The following is a 15,058-nucleotide window of genomic DNA, read 5'->3' on the forward strand; positions in this document are numbered from 1 at the left end:
GCAACGAGCTTAAAATCCATGCTCCAAAGGCGCTGCTCCACATCGGGAGGAGCGGCGGCGTCGGATTTCCTACCTCTTGTCTCCCACATACTCGCCCGAGTACTTGGCGTACGCATCCGAGTAGCCAGCCAACCGCAAAGACGAGGCCATGCTCTCTGCCTCTTCCCTATCTCTCCACATGCCTGTCGTAACCACGTACCACTCCTCGTCATTCAGGTTCGACCAATCGGTGGTCAACTCGACGGTCGAGTCAAATCCCTTGGCAGTCATAGATGTGGCACGCTCCATGGCCTCACTTGCCGACTTCGAGGCAAACGTCCATACGCCCCAAAACGGCTCGTGATACCCGGTACGGTATCCTGGGTCTCGCTCGCCTTCGGTAGGGGAGTTCTTTGGTGCACCGCTTGCCGCTGCACCTTGGTCGCTGGCGGAACCTGAACTCTTGCTACCTGCGTTTTCTGATGGGCTACTGCTCGTCAGATCAGCGTCCGAAGACTGTTCCTGCTGCCACCCAACAGAGGCGATGCGGTTGGTGGCAGCGGGCCAGACAAAGAGGTACAGGAGGGACAGGGAGATGGAGAGCACAGAGAAGACGATTGCTACGGTGGCGGCAATCACAGGTCCCCTCCCTCCTCGCCCAGTGCGGTCAGGTTCAGCCCGCTCTGCCCCCGTGCGGACAGAAACGGGACTTGCCGTCTGGATAGGAAAAGCATGGTCGACGGCGCCACAGGGCACAGAGGGGTCGGTCGATGCCGTAGGATCTACGGATGCTTGTACAGGCTCCTGCACGACCGTCGCGTTGGCCACGGCAGCCCGCTGGCCTTCATCGTCCTGCCTCGACTGTCCGCATGACACGCAAAACTGCGCGTCCCGATCCAATTGTGCTCCGCAGTTTGTGCAGAACTCACCAGTTGCCATGGTCATGCCTCGCTCTCGAGTCGGCGTTGAGCCTAAGCCCCAGGCTCCTTGGACTCACGCCTTCTTCCGCCAAGCAGATACGTCCCCAGAACGTCCCTGTCAATGAGAAGACAGTGCTCGACGACACGCATAAGCACCTTAAGCACCTCGGTCACCCACTATAGCAGAATACGATCAGGTTCCAAACCAAAGGCTTCGGACCTTGGCGCAACCCGCCCCGCAGCCTGGCGGGCGGTTGCTCGAGCGCATTTGCCCAGTTGAGCCTCTTTTCATAGTGCCCCGCAGCCTGGCGGGCGGTTGTCCCACGCCTCCCGAGTGGTAGCGTAACGAAAAAGCGCAGTTTGTACGATCTCGGGAATCGCAGAGTGCGCTTTTGCGTGAGGGGCTGCAGCCAGAATGCGCCTTTCCGTGAGGGCTTGGGGCCAGAATGCGCTTTTCCGTAGAATGCGCTTTTCCTTACCTGGGCAAACGTCGAGCCGCCTCACGCAAAAGCGCATTCTGCGCAGGCAGCCTCACGCAAAAGCGCATTCTGCGCCGATGCCCTCACGGAAAAACGCATTTTGGCCCGATATGGAGTAAAATGAAGTTGTTCTGCATGTACCACAGCCTGCGTCAACCCGCATGACATGTGTCACACCTCATACTGGAGGGGCATGTCGCAGGGCATAGGCTAACGCTTCTTTGCTTCTAAGCTTGTGGGGAGGGAGGATCTATGGGATCTATGATGTCGTGGCCTGTGACCCGAAGGTCGGCCATTGCACTGGGCGCCATCCTAGCAACGTCGGGGGGCACCCTGCTCGCTGGCTGCTCTCCAAAGGGCACCGCGCCTACGGGGGATGACGCGAGCAATACTGATGGCACCTCAAGGAATGGAGATGTCCCTGCGCAGGGCACACCCGCCGACCCTATGACCACCCGAATCGATTCTACCCTCTCTGCCCTGACGCTCGAGCAGAAGATCAACCAGCTCTTCTTCCTTGAGCCCGAGTCGATCTTTCCCGCAAGCCCCGTCGTGTCAGCAGGAGACGCGAGTCGTCGGGCACTCACGGAGCATCCAGTAGGTGGCATCTGCTATTTTGGTCAGAACCTCAGGGGTCCCGACCAGACTCGCACGATGCTTTCCAGCATCAGGCAGTACTCTCAGGACGCCGTGGGCCTACCCCCGTTCATCTCGGTCGATGAGGAGGGTGGCACCGTCTCGCGCATAGGGGGCAAGGGTAGCTTCAACATTCCGAACGTAGGTGACATGCGTGATGTCGGCGCTAGCGGCGACACGCACCAGGCCTTCGAGGTCTCGCAGACTATGGCGAAGTACCTCGTTGAGCTTGGCTTCAACTTAGACTTTGCCCCGGTTGCCGACGTCGTCAATGGATCGAGCCAGACCATGGCCCGGCGCTCGTTTGGCACGGATGCCCAAGCAGTCGCCCAGATGGTCGAGGCAGCCGTACGGGGATTCACTGAGGGTGGCATCCTATGCTGCGCAAAGCACTTCCCAGGGATCGGCAGTGCGGAGGGCGACCCAGAGGTAGAGCCCATCAGCACGCAAAAGACGATGGAGCAGCTGCAGGCAGAAGAACTCCTACCCTTTCGGAGTGCCATCGCGGCGGGCGTACCCTTTGTGATGGTGGGACACCTGGCATGCCCTAGGCTGACTGGCGACGACACACCCGCCTCGCTCTCGAGGGCTATCCAGACGGACATTCTGCGTGCCCAACTAGGATTTGAGGGTATTATCATCACGGACTCCCTCAAGATGGGTGCGATCGGCGACCGCTACAATGCCACAGAGCTTGGCGTCAAAGCCCTTGAGGCCGGAGCAGACATGCTTCTGATGACGCCTGACTTCTCAGCCTCATACGAAGGGGTCCTCTCCGCTGTAAGAGATGGGACGCTTGGCGAGGAGAGAATTGACGATTCCCTGAGAAGGATCATCAAGGCAAAGCTTCGCCTGATGGATGCATCCGCATAGGGTGACATGGCTCGGACCCCAAGGGCTAACCCACAGGTGGGGCCTAGGCACGGACGTACGGGGGTGGTTTCATGTATTGCACCAACTGTGGGGCACAGCTTGAAGATGGCACGCTATTCTGCACACAGTGCGGATGCAGGGCAGACGCTCAGGATGACAGCGCGAACGAGACCGGAGCGGCCACCACCATTGCCTCCCCGCTCAGCGCGCAGCCCTCCGCCAGTACCACCCAGGTATCCACCGCAACTCCAATCCAGCCTCCCCTGCCGGCAACCCAGACGTTTGCGCCTCGTAGAGAGGCCTCCGGAGGCCTTGCGGCGCAGGGCTTCGAGCCCTACGCGAACCCCGTCTCCGTCAGCCCCGGAAAACGCAGACGGCGCAAAAGCGGAGCCGCAGTGGCCGGACTCACCATCGCTGGTCTGATGGCCGTGACCGCACTCTCGATAGTCATCCTGCACTACTTTGGTGTCTTGGGAGACCCCGCGTTTCTGAGATTCCTGCCAACGCGAGCAGATCCTGCCGCACGTACCCAGAGTTCTGGAGGCGCGGAAGGGACCAGCTCCCCAAGAAGCGACCTGGGGACGAAGGCCGCCGTACCCAACGTCACCGGTATGACGCAGGAGCAGGCAAGCTCCGCACTCAGGAGCGCTGGCTTCAACGTCGGCACAGTTACAACGAAGGAGGGAAGCGGATCGGCAAAGGGGGTTGTCCTCACCCAGGCAATCAGCGGAGAGGCTGAGAGGGGTGCAACGATAGACCTGGTCGTCTCTGCGGGCAGAAGGATCTATACGGTCGTCCCTGGACAGATGACCTGGCCCGATGCAGAGGCATACTGCGAGCAGCATGGTGGGACCCTCGCGACGGTCACATCACAGGAGGAATGGGATCAGGTCCTCGCAGCCATGAGGGCAGACGGCCGCGAAGTGTACTGGATTGGTGGGCGTCGCGAGATAGATGGAGGTAATTTCACGTGGGTGGATGGCCGGACATTCTCCTTCACGGCATGGGCGACAGGCGAGCCCAACTACCAGACCAACAAGGTCGGCCCAGAGAACTACCTGGCCGTTTACAAGGTGAATGGTCAATATGGCTGGTACGACGACCCCTATGACCTCGACCCCTTCTACAAGGCAAGCGTTATGGCCTTCGTGATGCAGACCGTAGAGTAAGATTCGATCGGGGGCCAGCACATGACAACGCCAACCGGAGACGTGTCACACCCCACATGACAGCCTGAGGAGGCGCCCATGTTTTGTATGAACTGCGGAGCTCAGATTGCGAGCGGCACGAGCTCCTGTCCAAGATGTGGAGTCCCCCTTACGCCTCAGCCTAGAAGCGGGCCACGCTGTCCGAGATGCGGAGGCGAGCTTCCGCCCGGCCAAGCGTTTTGCCCGACCTGCGGATTCATGGCTGCGGGTGCGTCAATGGGAGGACCAACTCCACAGGCCCAATGGACCTGGCAGGGGCAGGGTACCTGGCAGGGGCAGGACGTCCCACAGGCGCAGTCGGTCTTGCAGGGACCAGGCACCCCACAGGCGCAGCAAAGCGCCCTCTCGTGGGCGGCACAGGGCATTGCCGACCAGGTCAACAAGCTGGTGGGCGGTACGAGTCGCGTCGAGCTAAGGTTTAGGGACTTCTTTGACGCCGTACCGAGGCACCATGCGCGCGGCGAGGCAGAGGACCTGTTCATGTGCGGGACCCGTAGCACGACCCCAAGCATCACCCAGGCCGTCACAGAATGGCCCCATCCCTGGCTCTACTCGAGGGTCCTCCTCGTGCTTGGCATCGTATTTCTTGGTCTCGTCATTCTCAGCTATGCGATGAGCGACCCGAGCAGCCTTCCCGGACTGCTGTTCATTGGCTCCATGGCAGTGCCATTCGCGACAGTTATCTTCTTCTTCGAGACGAACGCACCCCGAGACATCAGCATCGTCGAGGTGGTCGCAATCTTCTTTGTTGGGGGCGTGGCGTCCATACTCATGTCATATCCGATAGACGCCCTCTTTCCCGGCTCGGGAGTGGGTGACGTGATACCCTCACTCCTCACCGGCCTCATCGAGGAGCTGGCAAAGATTTCCATTGTTATCGTATTCCTGATGCGCAGAAACAAGCGCGTATACATTCTTGGAGGCATCCTCATAGGTGCGGCGGTCGGTGCGGGCTTCGACATGTTTGAGTCTGCAGGATATGCTTTCGTCAACTTCCTTGAGACATTCATATCCAGTACGTACGATGAGCTTGCAAGCGCCTACATGGCAGGCGTGGGCGACGCAATTCAGATCACCCTGCTAAGGGGTGTGACAACCATAGGTGGCCACGTGGCCTGGGCCGCCATCGAAGGGGGCGCGATAGCGCTCTTTCGGCAGGACGAGCGACTCGACTTCTCGTATCTTGCCCAACCACAGCTGCTGGGCATCTTTGGCATTACCATCGTGCTCCACGGTGTCTGGGACATGGACATTCCCATCCTCGATAATCTTGAGCTGTTCTATATGACCCCCAAGACGGCACTTCTCATCGCAGTCGCGTGGATAGTGCTCGTCGTGCTCATGCAGCAGGGCCTCCAGCAGGTCAACGAGGAAGCCATGAGGCACAGGAATGTCGCAGCCCCAGTGGGGGCGCCAGCGGGATTTGGCCTTTGATCGCTTCCATGATGGCATTGAGCGCCCACCAACAATCTTGGAGGAATGTGGTTTATGCGAGAGGAGACTTTTCGGCCGACAGAACTATTCGGCTTTGGCCCCGTTGTGCCCTCCTGTCGATGACAAAGCCAAGCCATCTCAAGTGGCATTGAGTAGTACCTAACGTCCGTGTATAGTTGTGCCCTCCTGTCGATGACAAAGCTAAGCCATCGATATTGACATCTCACCCAGCAGATATAAACTAATGCTTGTTTCATGAGACTTTAAAGTCTTTTTATCTCACATGCCTGCATTCAGCCATTTGCAGCACACGTTATAACAGAGAGGAAGACCATGTCATTTTGCTCACACTGCGGAGGTTCCGTTCCAGATTCCGCACGCTTCTGCCCAAAGTGCGGTAGTCCCGCACACGCCGTGCAGCCCGCTGCTGCAACCATGGCACCAACAAGCACGTCTGACACGATGGGTGTCGTATCAGCATCTATGACCACAGTCACAACGGCCACCGCGCCTGTAGTGGCCGAGCCAATTCCAACGCCATACAGAGAGCTCGAGTCGACTGTCCAGAGCACTCCCCCTATGGCAGAACAAGTTCCTGAGGAGGAGACGGGCACAGACTCTGCAATCGGCGAGGGTGTGGATACCCAGGATATCACCGTTAACGACGTACCAGAATCAACGGAGGGGGATGAGGGCGCGAAGGCACAGCCATCGACAGACCCCGAGGAATTGGTCGACACAAGGCCCTCGGAACTCGATGAGCCTACGCCCAATGAGCCTACACCCACAAATAGCGAGGTAACTGGCGAGTCGGAGACAAAGCAAGAAGACGAGAAGCCTTTGTTCTCGGAGGCAATCGATCATGGCGAGCATCCCGAGGGTACGGACAGCTCACCTTCGCCCCAGCCCCAAACAGAGACTCTCGAGACGCAGTTGCACCCACAGGAACCGTCACAGGCACCGTACTCGACGGGGCAAAAGAGTCACCTAGCCTCAGACGTGACCCAGTGGAACCCACAGACGCAGGCGCAGGCTTCGTACCCTCAGACGCAGGCACAGGCGCAGGCATCATACTCCCAGCAGGCGCAGCCGCAACTACCATACCCGCAGCAGGCGCAGCAGCAGGCATCATACTCCCAGCAGGCGCAGCCGCAACTACCATACCCGCAGCAGCAGGCATCATACTCCCAGCAGGCGCAACAGCAGGCACCATACACACAGCCCTACCCGCAGCAGCAGGCATCCTACACACAGGTACAGGTCTTCACAAACTCACAGCCCACTGGAGGAGGCCCCACAAAGAGCAAGGTGGCGGCTGGGCTGCTGGCGATATTCCTTGGCACTCTTGGCATCCATAAGTTTTACCTTGGCCGTACAGGCGAGGGCATCCTCATACTCGTGTTGGATATCCTTCTTGGATGGACCTTCATCGTACCAGGCATCATAGAATTCGTGTGCTTTATCGAAGCCCTCATCTACTTCACAAAGAGTGACGAGGAGTTCCAACGAGACTGCGTGAGAGGATAGGGACCGGTCTGCCTGACCCCCCAAGCTAAACGGTCATGAGCTCTACGTAGATCGGAACTACGTAGATCGCCCGGGCGGAAAGGGCGATCGCTATGGCAGACGGTGCCGGCCAGGCGTAGGAGGTACATCGGACACTTATGCGGCGTCCCAGACCGTCCTCGACACCCTCGCCATGAGTGAGTTTGCCGCGCCGTCGGACATGCCGTGCGTCATGATCACGAGCACATAGGGCCTCTTGCCGTATACGATGGCCCCGTCGTGTCGCACGCTATCGAGCGTGCCGGTCTTATGGGCAACGACGGTGCCCGAGGGAACACCCTGAGCGATACCCTCTGAGTCCTCCTGCTCCTTGAGCCAGGCCAGCGCGGCCTGGCTTGCCTCAGGACTCGCGAGATCGCCTGATGCGACGAGCCTGAGAATCCTTGCCTGGTCACTTGCGCTCGTGTAGTTCTCACGCCCGGCGGCGGCCGCCGCCGTGTCCATCATCTTGCGTGCAAGGACGGTCTGACCGAGGCCCAGCCTAGCGCCCTCGTCGTTCACGGTGCCCATGCCCAACCGATCTATGAGCACGTTGGTGGCCACGTTATCGCTCTGGGAGATCATAAGCTCTGCCAGGCGGGAAAGGCTCAGCCTCGTTCCCGCCCCCATGGACTGGACGGACCCCGTGCCACCGACGATATCGCTCTCCCTGATGGTGTAGCTGTCACCGAGCGAGATCGAGCCGTCTGCCTCATGTTGCAAAAGCGTCGCCATGATGAGCGTCTTGATCATGCTCGCGGAGCGCATTCGCTCATCGCCGTTTATCGCAAAGCCGCCGTCAGGGGCGTCCACAGGCGTGTAGACTACGGCAACCTCATCGCCATAGGGACTAACGAGTGGTTCGACAGCCGCTCTCACGGCATTATCCCGGCCGGAATCGGCGGGAGTGGGATTGTCGTGAACGGCAGGCTCATCGGACCTTACGGCCTCGGGAGGTGCATCGGATACCCGGGCGCCCTCCTCGGGGTTGGTGGCCTCGGCGGGCGCCTCGGCGCGTGGGTCCATGACGGCGGGAAGGGACGAGGCCGGGACATCTTGTCCCCCATCGTCCGAAGAGTTTTGGCCTGTTGTGCCGGTGACAGGTCTTGGCGAGCCGTGCGTCCAGATAATTGCTCCACTTACCATGAGAATGGCGATGGCTGCCATGATGACTGCGCACAGACGCAGCCGCCTGTGGTTTTCGAGAAGCGTACGCAGGATGTTGGGCTTGACCATGTGTTCTCCGTACCAGCTCTGATTGTCGACGGACAGAGGATGTGCATACGTAAGCGTGGTGCTAGTACCGGCTATATACTACCTGCAAACAATCGACCTTGCTGAGAAGATATCCCCATGAGGGCAACGAAGACAGACGATTTATGCACAAACCATGGAGGCCGATTGAAGCCGGATGTACAAAGTGGCTTGTAAAGGACCGGTCGATTGGTACTCCAGAATCTGCGGGGTCACCTTCTGATCTGCAGGGGCAGCTCCGAAGAGATGACAATCCATCTGGCGCGACGTGAGCACACGCCAAGCGATAGGACACACCCTGATCTACGCCCCCGACGTATCTGCGTGCCGGACGAGCCCCTTGCGGGATCTAACGCCATCGTGGAGGAGTGTCCCGGGCAGTCGCTCGCCCATCGTCTCTATAAGCCCTGACGCTGTACGCAATCGGTCACATCAGTGCCAGCTATCAGTGCCAGCTGTATGACTCGGGGACTCCCTGTAGACTCAGCAGAGGGTCGCACCAACAAGGGAATCCCTCCAAGAGATTAAAACATATGTTCCCTTTCTTACCATTCTGTGCTATGATGGAGGGCAAGACACGGCGGGGGACGGAAGGACGGTGGCCGGATGGCGCAGGCGAGGCGAGACATGGGCGAGCTGAGGCCCATAGACGACCTGATGTTTCGGGTGATGGCGAGGGACAAGGCCTTCTGCGGGGAGCTCCTGAGGGTGCTGCTCCAGGACCCAAAGCTCGAGGTCGTGGAGTGCGAGCCGCAGTCCGCCGTCACGAACCCCCACGGCCGCTCCGTGGTCCTCGACGCCCTCTGCGAGCTCTCGGGCGGCAGGTTCGTGGACGTGGAGGTGCAGCGCACCGACAGGGACGACCTCCAGAGGAGGGCGCGCTACCACGCCTCGCTCGTGACGGCGGACAGGACGAGGCCGGGCACCCCCTTCAAGGACGTCCCGGACGTCTGCGTCGCGTTCGTCTGCGAGTTCGACCCCCTCGGGGAGGGCAGGTCGCTGTATCATGTGGACAGGGTCGTGAGGGAGAGCGGGCGGACGCTCGAGAACGGCCTCTCGGAGGTGTACGTGAACGCCCTGGCGAGGGACGGCACGGACGTCTCCGCCCTCATGAGGGTGTTCACGGAGGCCGAGGCGTACGACGAGGGGCGCTTCCCGGAGACGTCCAGGGTGAAGAGAAGGCTCAGGGAGACGGAGGAGGGGCGAAAGGACATGGGCAGCGTCATAGAGGAGATCCGCGCGGAGTGCATCGCGGAGGGCAAGGCCGAGGGCATCGCCGAGGGTGAGGTCAGGGGGACGCTCAAGACGCTCGTCCGGCTCGTGCGCGACGGGCTCGTGAGCGTGCAGGACGCCGCCGCATCGGCGGGGGTGGACGCCGACGAGATCAAGCGCACGCTCGCTGCGGAGGGGTGAGGCCGGCCGCAGGGGGTGACGCGCCCCGCCCGCCGGCGGCCGGAGGCTGTCGGGGCCTCGGCAGGGCCCGCCCGCACGAGCGCGCCGTGTGGCCCCCGCCCTCATGAGGGTGCTCACGGAGGCCGAGGCGTACGACGAGGGGCGCTTCCCGGAGACGTCCAGGGTGAAGAGAAGGCTCAGGGAGACGGAGGAGGGGCGAAAGGACATGGGCAGCGTCATAGAGGAGATCCGCGCGGAGTGCATCGCGGAGGGCATCGAGACGGGCAGGGCCGAGGGCAAAGCCGAGGGGAGGCTCGAGGCGCTCGGCCGGCTCGTGCGCGACGGGCTCGTGAGCGTGCAGGACGCCGCCGCATCAGCGGGGGTGGACGCCGACGAGATCAGGCGCACGCTCGCTGCGGAGGGGTGAGGCCGCGAAACAAGAGATAAGCTAACGGTCACGGCCATGCGCACAAGCAGGCCACCCGCCTTGCGACCGGGTGGCCTGCTGCTCGATACCAACCAAGCTGGATGGGCCTATATTGTGCCCTTGCCTAATTGCCTAAGGTGCGCTACGCCCTTAGAAGCTGCAGCCGCTCCCATCGAGGGAGCACGCCCCACCGGACGCCTTGGCGGGAGCTGCCGCATCATCTGTAGCGTTGGCCGAGACGCCAAACTCACGCCCCAAGTAGTCGATGATGTCGTTGGACTCGTACATAGCCTTACCATCGATGAACAGGCAGGGTACCTGACGCTTGCCGCCATGCTCGACGAGGTAGCTTCGGTCCGCATCGCTCTCGTCGATATTGTGCAGCGCTAACTCGATACCCGACCGCTTCATGAAGCCCTCAACCTTACGGCAGAAGGGACAACCATTCTTTACATAGAGCTGGAGATCCTTTTTGGCCATATCAACCTCACCTTCCGATCAGTTGCGATTGCGTCAGAGCCTTGTATACCCGAGCAGGCGGACAGCTACGCAGCCGCCGCAAGCATCCGCGCAATTGCCAAGCCCACCGCTACCGCCACGAGGCTTGATATCACGTTTGCCGCGATATTAAGCGCGGCAGTCCAGACGTGACCCATGCTGAGGAGTTGGAACGTCTCGTTCGAAAACGTGGAGAAGGTCGAAAGCCCCCCGCAGATTCCCGTCGCTAAGAAGAGCTTTGCGTGTCCTGGCAACGGGCGAGCAAGATCCAATCCCGTCACCAGACCAATAACGAATCCGGCCACGACGTTGGCCACGAGAGTCCCACCGGGGAGCGCGGGGATAGCCCGTCCCAGGACCTCTCCGATACCCCAACGCACGATACTGCCAAGAAAGCCGCCGCACCCCACAGCCAGCGCCTGTCCGAGCATGAAAATCCTCCTATCAGCCGTGGACCACAGGCAGCGTGAGTCTTGGCTACAGCAGCCTCAACGAAACCTCCCTGAGTTGCCTGCCAGAGACCTCGGCCGGGGCATCACTCATGAGGTCCGAGCCGCTCGACGTCTTGGGGAAGGCCATGACCTCGCGAATCGAGTCCGAGCCCGCGAGCAACATGCACACGCGATCGAGACCGAGCGCAAAACCACCCATGGGAGGGGCGCCATATCTCAAGGCATCCATCAGAAAACCAAATTGCTCCGTGGCCTGCTCCTCGCTGAAGCCGAGCTTCTTGAGGATACGCAGCTGCAGGTCAGCATCGTGGATACGCACGCCACCACCACCAGCCTCAAAGCCATCCATCACAAAGTCATAGGTATGCGAACCCACGGAGAGCGGATCGCTGTCAAGGCGTTCGATGTCTGCCTCTATCGGCTGGGTGAAGGGCTGGTGCTCGGCCGCGTAGGCCTTGCGATCCTCATCCCAGTGGAAGAGCGGGAAGTCCACGACCCACAGGAAGTCATGCCCCTCACGCGGGATACCGAGGGCGTCGGCCATGTGGGAGCGCATGCCACCAAGGACCTCATCGGCCACGCGACGTGACTCGACGGCAAACATCACGAGATCGCCAGGCTCAACGTCCATCTCGAGGCGCAGCGCCGCCATCTCGGCGTCGGAGAAGAACTTCACGATGGGGCTCGTCACCGAACCATCCCCGCGAAAGGCTATGTAGGCCAAGCCCTTGGCGCCAAAGCTCGCCGCGACACCTGCGAGCTTGTCCAACTGGGCGCGAGGCCAGCTACCGGCTCCCTTGGCGTTGATAGCCTTGACGTAGGTCTTAGGGTCTGCTGCAGCACTTGCAAAGAGCTTGAAGGCAGAGCTCTCGAAGATGTGCGTGACGTCGTGGAGTCTCATGCCATAGCGCGTGTCGGGCTTGTCGGTACCATACGTGTCCATGGTGTCCCAGTACGACACGCGGCGAAGCGGCAGCTCCATAGAGACCCCTACCTCACCGAAGGCGTCGGCGAGCGCCTCCTCGAGCACGCCCATGACATCATCCTGCGTGACGAAGCTCATCTCGACGTCCACCTGCGTGAACTCGGGCTGACGGTCCGAGCGCAGGTCCTCGTCGCGAAAGCACCGGGCGATCTGGTAGTAGCGCTCGACACCGCCTACCATAAGGAGTTGCTTCAGGAGCTGCGGCGACTGCGGCAGCGCATAGAAGTGCCCCGGCTGCGTGCGGCTCGGGACCAAGAAGTCACGGGCGCCCTCGGGCGTCGACTTGAAGAGCGAGGGCGTCTCGACCTCCATGAAGGCGCGCCGGTGAAACGCCTGGCGTATCGCGAAGGTGAAGTCGCTGCGCAGTCGCAGGGCGGACATCATCTGGGGACGACGCAGGTCCAGGTAGCGATAGCGCAGGCGCACGTCCTCAGCCACCTCGACATGGTCCTCGATCTGAAAGACGGGGGTCTTTGCCGTGTTCAGCACCTCGATGTCAGAGACGAGGACCTCTACCTCGCCAGTCGCAAGCTTCTCATTGTCCTGGCCCTCGGGACGCTCGCGCACGACGCCGCTGACCTTTATGGGCCACTCGGAGCGGATGGTCTCGGCCCTGTGGAAAGCGACCCCGCCCGAATGCTCGGGGTCAAAGGCAACCTGCGTCAGGCCCGCACGATCGCGCAGGTCCACGAAGATAAGACCACCGTGATCGCGGCGGTGCCACACCCATCCGGTGAGCGTGACCTCCCGACCGATGTCCTCGCGACGAAGCTCACCGCAGCTGTGCGTATGCATGCTGTGCATGTGCATGGGATCTGTGTCATATGAAGCCATGATCATCCTCTCGTCCCTGCCGCCCCGTGCCGTACGGGCGACTCCCCAGCAGACCACCCGTCGACGTAGACTGCGACGATGGGCACAAGCGATTATGATAGCAGCGATCTTGCAAAAGGCGACCACCATCAGAGAGCCTGCATGTCAGCGTTACAGACTTGTCACGAGCGATGGTGCGAGATAGCTACCCACCCGCACGGCGTCGGGATTCTTGAGGATGATGATGGCGGGAGCAAGACGCTCTCCGTACGCGATAGCTCACCCGCACGGAGTCTGGGTCCCTTGCGTAGCCCCTATGCCGCAGGGCCGAGAGCTGTGCCGCCAAAGTGAAGGATCGCGCTCGTGGCACGCTGGCCGTCCGCCGCGTCAAAGTCACCTGACGATATGGCCTCTGGAGACATCGTGCCGCTAAGCTCGCTGGTCTCAGTATCGTACGCGTCTCCCAGGACCGACGAGCAGAAGCCCTGCGCCCAGGCAGGCGTAAGAGACGGCGTCGAGCTCTGAGAGGCGAGGGCATCCGTCCAGTCCCTGAGAAGGTACGTGGTCATGCCTTTTCCCCTGTCTATAACCAGCGGCAAGAAGTGATAGGACCAGACTGACGCATGGCCACTCGAATCCTTGACAAGCCGTAGCTTGGCCATGCCACCGATCAGCGATGAGTTGTCGCTCTGCGTGCAGATGAAGTTGCCCACCGACCAAAAGCAGAGAGTCTGTTTGTCACCCTCATCTCCCAACATCTCGACAGGACCGATCACGTGAGGATGCCCCCCTATGATGACATCAACGCCAGCGGAGCGGAAGACCTCGGCCCAACTATGCTGCTCGGCGGTCGGGGCGCTCACGTACTCGGTCCCCCAGTGCGGGAAGGCGACCACGATGTCGGCACCCCGCAAGCGTGCCGACATGACATTTGCGCGAATGCGCCCCTCATCAAGCAGCGAGACCGCCCCCTGGGGGTCCGGGATACCGTTGAGACCATAGGTATAGTTGAGGAGCGCCACCTTAAAGCCATCCTTCTTATAGATGTACACGTTATCTAGGGAGCCTGGGTCAGTGGACTGGACATCTCGCTCGCCAAGAACGGCCACGTCGGGATGTTTTTCGTGCCAGAACTCGAGCTCATTGTGGATACCCGCGTAGCTGCGATCCATGGCGTGGTTCGTTGCCTTGAGGATGACGTTGAAGCCAGCCGTAACTTCGGCGTCACCCATCTCTTGTGGGCCGTTGAAGCTGGGATAGCCTGTATACCCCAGCTCGGCACCACCCAGCGGCGTCTCTTGGTTCAGAACCTTGACATCCACCCCCTCGAGTGCGGGGACAATATGCGAAAAGACATGATCGAAGTTGTAACTGCCGTCCGCTTGCTTACCACTCCGATAGACACCCGTATGCTGCAGCACGTCACCGACCATCACGAGGTCGATGGTCACGGACCCTTGGCCGGGTGTCTTCTCGCGGATCGCCACTGCCCCTCGCCCCGACGTCCCCTGTACCAAGGGATCGGAAGGGCTCGCGCTCGGGTCACCCAGCATCTGAGCGAACCATGATTGAATGGAGTTAAACCCATTCGAAAGCGGCTTAGTCAGGCCAGCTAGCCCGATGACCACGAGCACTGTCACGACGAGCGTGACCACGACCGACACACGTATGACCCTGCCCTTGCGCCTGCGGCCCTTGGCGGAAGCGAACCTGGCGGGAGCGGTGTGCAGCGCGTCCCTCCTCGGAGTCCTACGACGAAAGTCGGACCTTGCCGAATGCCGTGATGGCTGCGTGTGGACAGGACGGCATGGAGGGCGAGCAACTCTCCGCGATCTTGGGACCGCACGTTGGCGCGAAGGCTGATGCTTGGGCATGTAAGCGGCCATGTCACTCCAAAGAGACTCAGTGGTTGAGATGGACCCACGGACCCACCCTCGGTACGCTGTCGTGCGCTAGGCTCTGTGCCACACCCACGATCCGACCTCACCAGGGCCATCGTAGGCACAAGCCACCACGCCGAGGATGAGAGCTTGGATGAATGCCACCTCAAGTGTAACGCAGACCCACTGTCCAAACGTCACCGACATGTGCGGACATCCCCATACTTGGGTCGTGGTGATACTGTCACGACCACCTTCTGAAACGAAGTGCTCAGCACGACAG

General features: G+C 60.8%; 12 protein-coding genes and 4 pseudogenes. 9 read left to right on the forward strand and 7 right to left on the reverse strand.

Translation table 11 applies throughout. The annotated features are described in order from the left end of the window. Nucleotides 1–69: 69 nt before the first annotated feature. Both ADJ70_RS15425 and ADJ70_RS15750 read right to left on the reverse strand, forming a co-directional pair. The gene (locus ADJ70_RS15425) at nucleotides 70–618 is read right to left on the reverse strand and encodes an SPOR domain-containing protein (protein ID WP_050341261.1); all 549 of its coding nucleotides are present in this window, start codon (nucleotides 616–618) and stop codon (nucleotides 70–72) included. A 249-nt stretch (nucleotides 619–867) separates the two neighbouring features. Continuing rightward, nucleotides 868–924: pseudogene (locus ADJ70_RS15750) on the reverse strand (hypothetical protein); the annotation flags it as partial. 706 nt (nucleotides 925–1,630) lie between these two features. On the opposite strand from ADJ70_RS15750, the gene ADJ70_RS10525 reads away from it, so the two are divergent. From ADJ70_RS10525 to ADJ70_RS10540, 7 genes and pseudogenes are all read left to right on the forward strand, one after another. After that, nucleotides 1,631–2,887, forward strand: a complete 1,257-nt coding sequence (locus ADJ70_RS10525; protein ID WP_050341263.1) for a glycoside hydrolase family 3 protein — start codon at nucleotides 1,631–1,633, stop codon at nucleotides 2,885–2,887. A 71-nt stretch (nucleotides 2,888–2,958) separates the two neighbouring features. After that, nucleotides 2,959–3,018 (forward strand): annotated as a pseudogene (locus tag ADJ70_RS15755) (zinc-ribbon domain-containing protein); the annotation flags it as partial. A 264-nt stretch (nucleotides 3,019–3,282) separates the two neighbouring features. Beyond that, nucleotides 3,283–4,056, forward strand: a complete 774-nt coding sequence (locus ADJ70_RS10530; protein WP_050341264.1) for a C-type lectin domain-containing protein — start codon at nucleotides 3,283–3,285, stop codon at nucleotides 4,054–4,056. Between the two features lie 87 nt (nucleotides 4,057–4,143). Beyond that, nucleotides 4,144–4,278, forward strand: a pseudogene (locus tag ADJ70_RS15760) (zinc ribbon domain-containing protein); the annotation flags it as partial. A 33-nt stretch (nucleotides 4,279–4,311) separates the two neighbouring features. Then, nucleotides 4,312–5,529 (forward strand): PrsW family intramembrane metalloprotease, encoded by a 1,218-nt coding sequence (locus ADJ70_RS10535; protein ID WP_253273179.1) that lies wholly within the window; start codon nucleotides 4,312–4,314, stop codon nucleotides 5,527–5,529. Between the two features lie 333 nt (nucleotides 5,530–5,862). After that, a pseudogene (locus ADJ70_RS15765) lies at nucleotides 5,863–5,928 on the forward strand (zinc-ribbon domain-containing protein); the annotation flags it as partial. 180 nt (nucleotides 5,929–6,108) lie between these two features. After that, on the forward strand, nucleotides 6,109–7,056 hold the full coding sequence (locus tag ADJ70_RS10540; protein ID WP_050341269.1) for an NINE protein: 948 nt from the start codon (nucleotides 6,109–6,111) through the stop codon (nucleotides 7,054–7,056). A gap of 135 nt (nucleotides 7,057–7,191) precedes the next feature. Here ADJ70_RS10540 and ADJ70_RS10545 read toward each other — a convergent pair whose 3' ends face one another. Next, entirely contained in the window at nucleotides 7,192–8,310 is a 1,119-nt protein-coding gene (locus ADJ70_RS10545; RefSeq protein WP_050341271.1) for a serine hydrolase, read from the reverse strand. Between the two features lie 624 nt (nucleotides 8,311–8,934). On the opposite strand from ADJ70_RS10545, the gene ADJ70_RS10550 reads away from it, so the two are divergent. Both ADJ70_RS10550 and ADJ70_RS10555 read left to right on the forward strand, forming a co-directional pair. After that, a complete protein-coding gene (locus ADJ70_RS10550; protein WP_050341273.1) occupies nucleotides 8,935–9,741 on the forward strand; it encodes an Rpn family recombination-promoting nuclease/putative transposase in 807 nt (268 codons plus the stop codon). Between the two features lie 103 nt (nucleotides 9,742–9,844). Further along, on the forward strand, nucleotides 9,845–10,147 hold the full coding sequence (locus tag ADJ70_RS10555) for a hypothetical protein (RefSeq protein ID WP_157051510.1): 303 nt from the start codon (nucleotides 9,845–9,847) through the stop codon (nucleotides 10,145–10,147). 150 nt (nucleotides 10,148–10,297) lie between these two features. On the opposite strand, the gene ADJ70_RS10560 is transcribed toward ADJ70_RS10555, so the two are convergent. From ADJ70_RS10560 to ADJ70_RS10575, 4 genes are all read right to left on the reverse strand, one after another. Next, nucleotides 10,298–10,627: a glutaredoxin domain-containing protein gene (locus ADJ70_RS10560; protein ID WP_050341278.1), complete on the reverse strand. Its 330-nt coding sequence runs from the start codon at nucleotides 10,625–10,627 to the stop codon at nucleotides 10,298–10,300. Between the two features lie 65 nt (nucleotides 10,628–10,692). Continuing rightward, nucleotides 10,693–11,076: a fluoride efflux transporter CrcB gene (gene crcB / locus ADJ70_RS10565; protein WP_050341279.1), complete on the reverse strand. Its 384-nt coding sequence runs from the start codon at nucleotides 11,074–11,076 to the stop codon at nucleotides 10,693–10,695. Nucleotides 11,077–11,122: 46 nt separating this feature from the next. Next, nucleotides 11,123–12,916: an aspartate--tRNA ligase gene (gene aspS, locus ADJ70_RS10570; protein ID WP_253273180.1), complete on the reverse strand. Its 1,794-nt coding sequence runs from the start codon at nucleotides 12,914–12,916 to the stop codon at nucleotides 11,123–11,125. 293 nt (nucleotides 12,917–13,209) lie between these two features. Beyond that, nucleotides 13,210–14,559: a CapA family protein gene (locus ADJ70_RS10575; RefSeq protein ID WP_172674492.1), complete on the reverse strand. Its 1,350-nt coding sequence runs from the start codon at nucleotides 14,557–14,559 to the stop codon at nucleotides 13,210–13,212. Nucleotides 14,560–15,058 lie beyond the last annotated feature (499 nt).

The sequence above is a fragment of the Olsenella sp. oral taxon 807 genome, from assembly GCF_001189515.2.
GTDB lineage: Bacteria > Actinomycetota > Coriobacteriia > Coriobacteriales > Atopobiaceae > Olsenella_F.

Excerpts from the sequence above, each read along its gene's own strand:
- ADJ70_RS10525 (WP_050341263.1), top strand. The coding sequence starts at position 1,631 with ATGGGATCTATGATGTCGTGGCCTGTGACCCGAAGGTCGGCCATTGCA.
- ADJ70_RS10535 (WP_253273179.1), top strand. The coding sequence starts at position 4,312 with ATGGGAGGACCAACTCCACAGGCCCAATGGACCTGGCAGGGGCAGGGT.
- ADJ70_RS10540 (WP_050341269.1), top strand. The coding sequence starts at position 6,109 with ATGGCAGAACAAGTTCCTGAGGAGGAGACGGGCACAGACTCTGCAATC.
- ADJ70_RS10545 (WP_050341271.1), bottom strand. The coding sequence starts at position 8,310 with ATGGTCAAGCCCAACATCCTGCGTACGCTTCTCGAAAACCACAGGCGG.
- ADJ70_RS10550 (WP_050341273.1), top strand. The coding sequence starts at position 8,935 with ATGGCGCAGGCGAGGCGAGACATGGGCGAGCTGAGGCCCATAGACGAC.
- ADJ70_RS10555 (WP_157051510.1), top strand. The coding sequence starts at position 9,845 with ATGAGGGTGCTCACGGAGGCCGAGGCGTACGACGAGGGGCGCTTCCCG.
- ADJ70_RS10560 (WP_050341278.1), bottom strand. The coding sequence starts at position 10,627 with ATGGCCAAAAAGGATCTCCAGCTCTATGTAAAGAATGGTTGTCCCTTC.
- crcB (WP_050341279.1), bottom strand. The coding sequence starts at position 11,076 with ATGCTCGGACAGGCGCTGGCTGTGGGGTGCGGCGGCTTTCTTGGCAGT.
- aspS (WP_253273180.1), bottom strand. The coding sequence starts at position 12,916 with ATGGCTTCATATGACACAGATCCCATGCACATGCACAGCATGCATACG.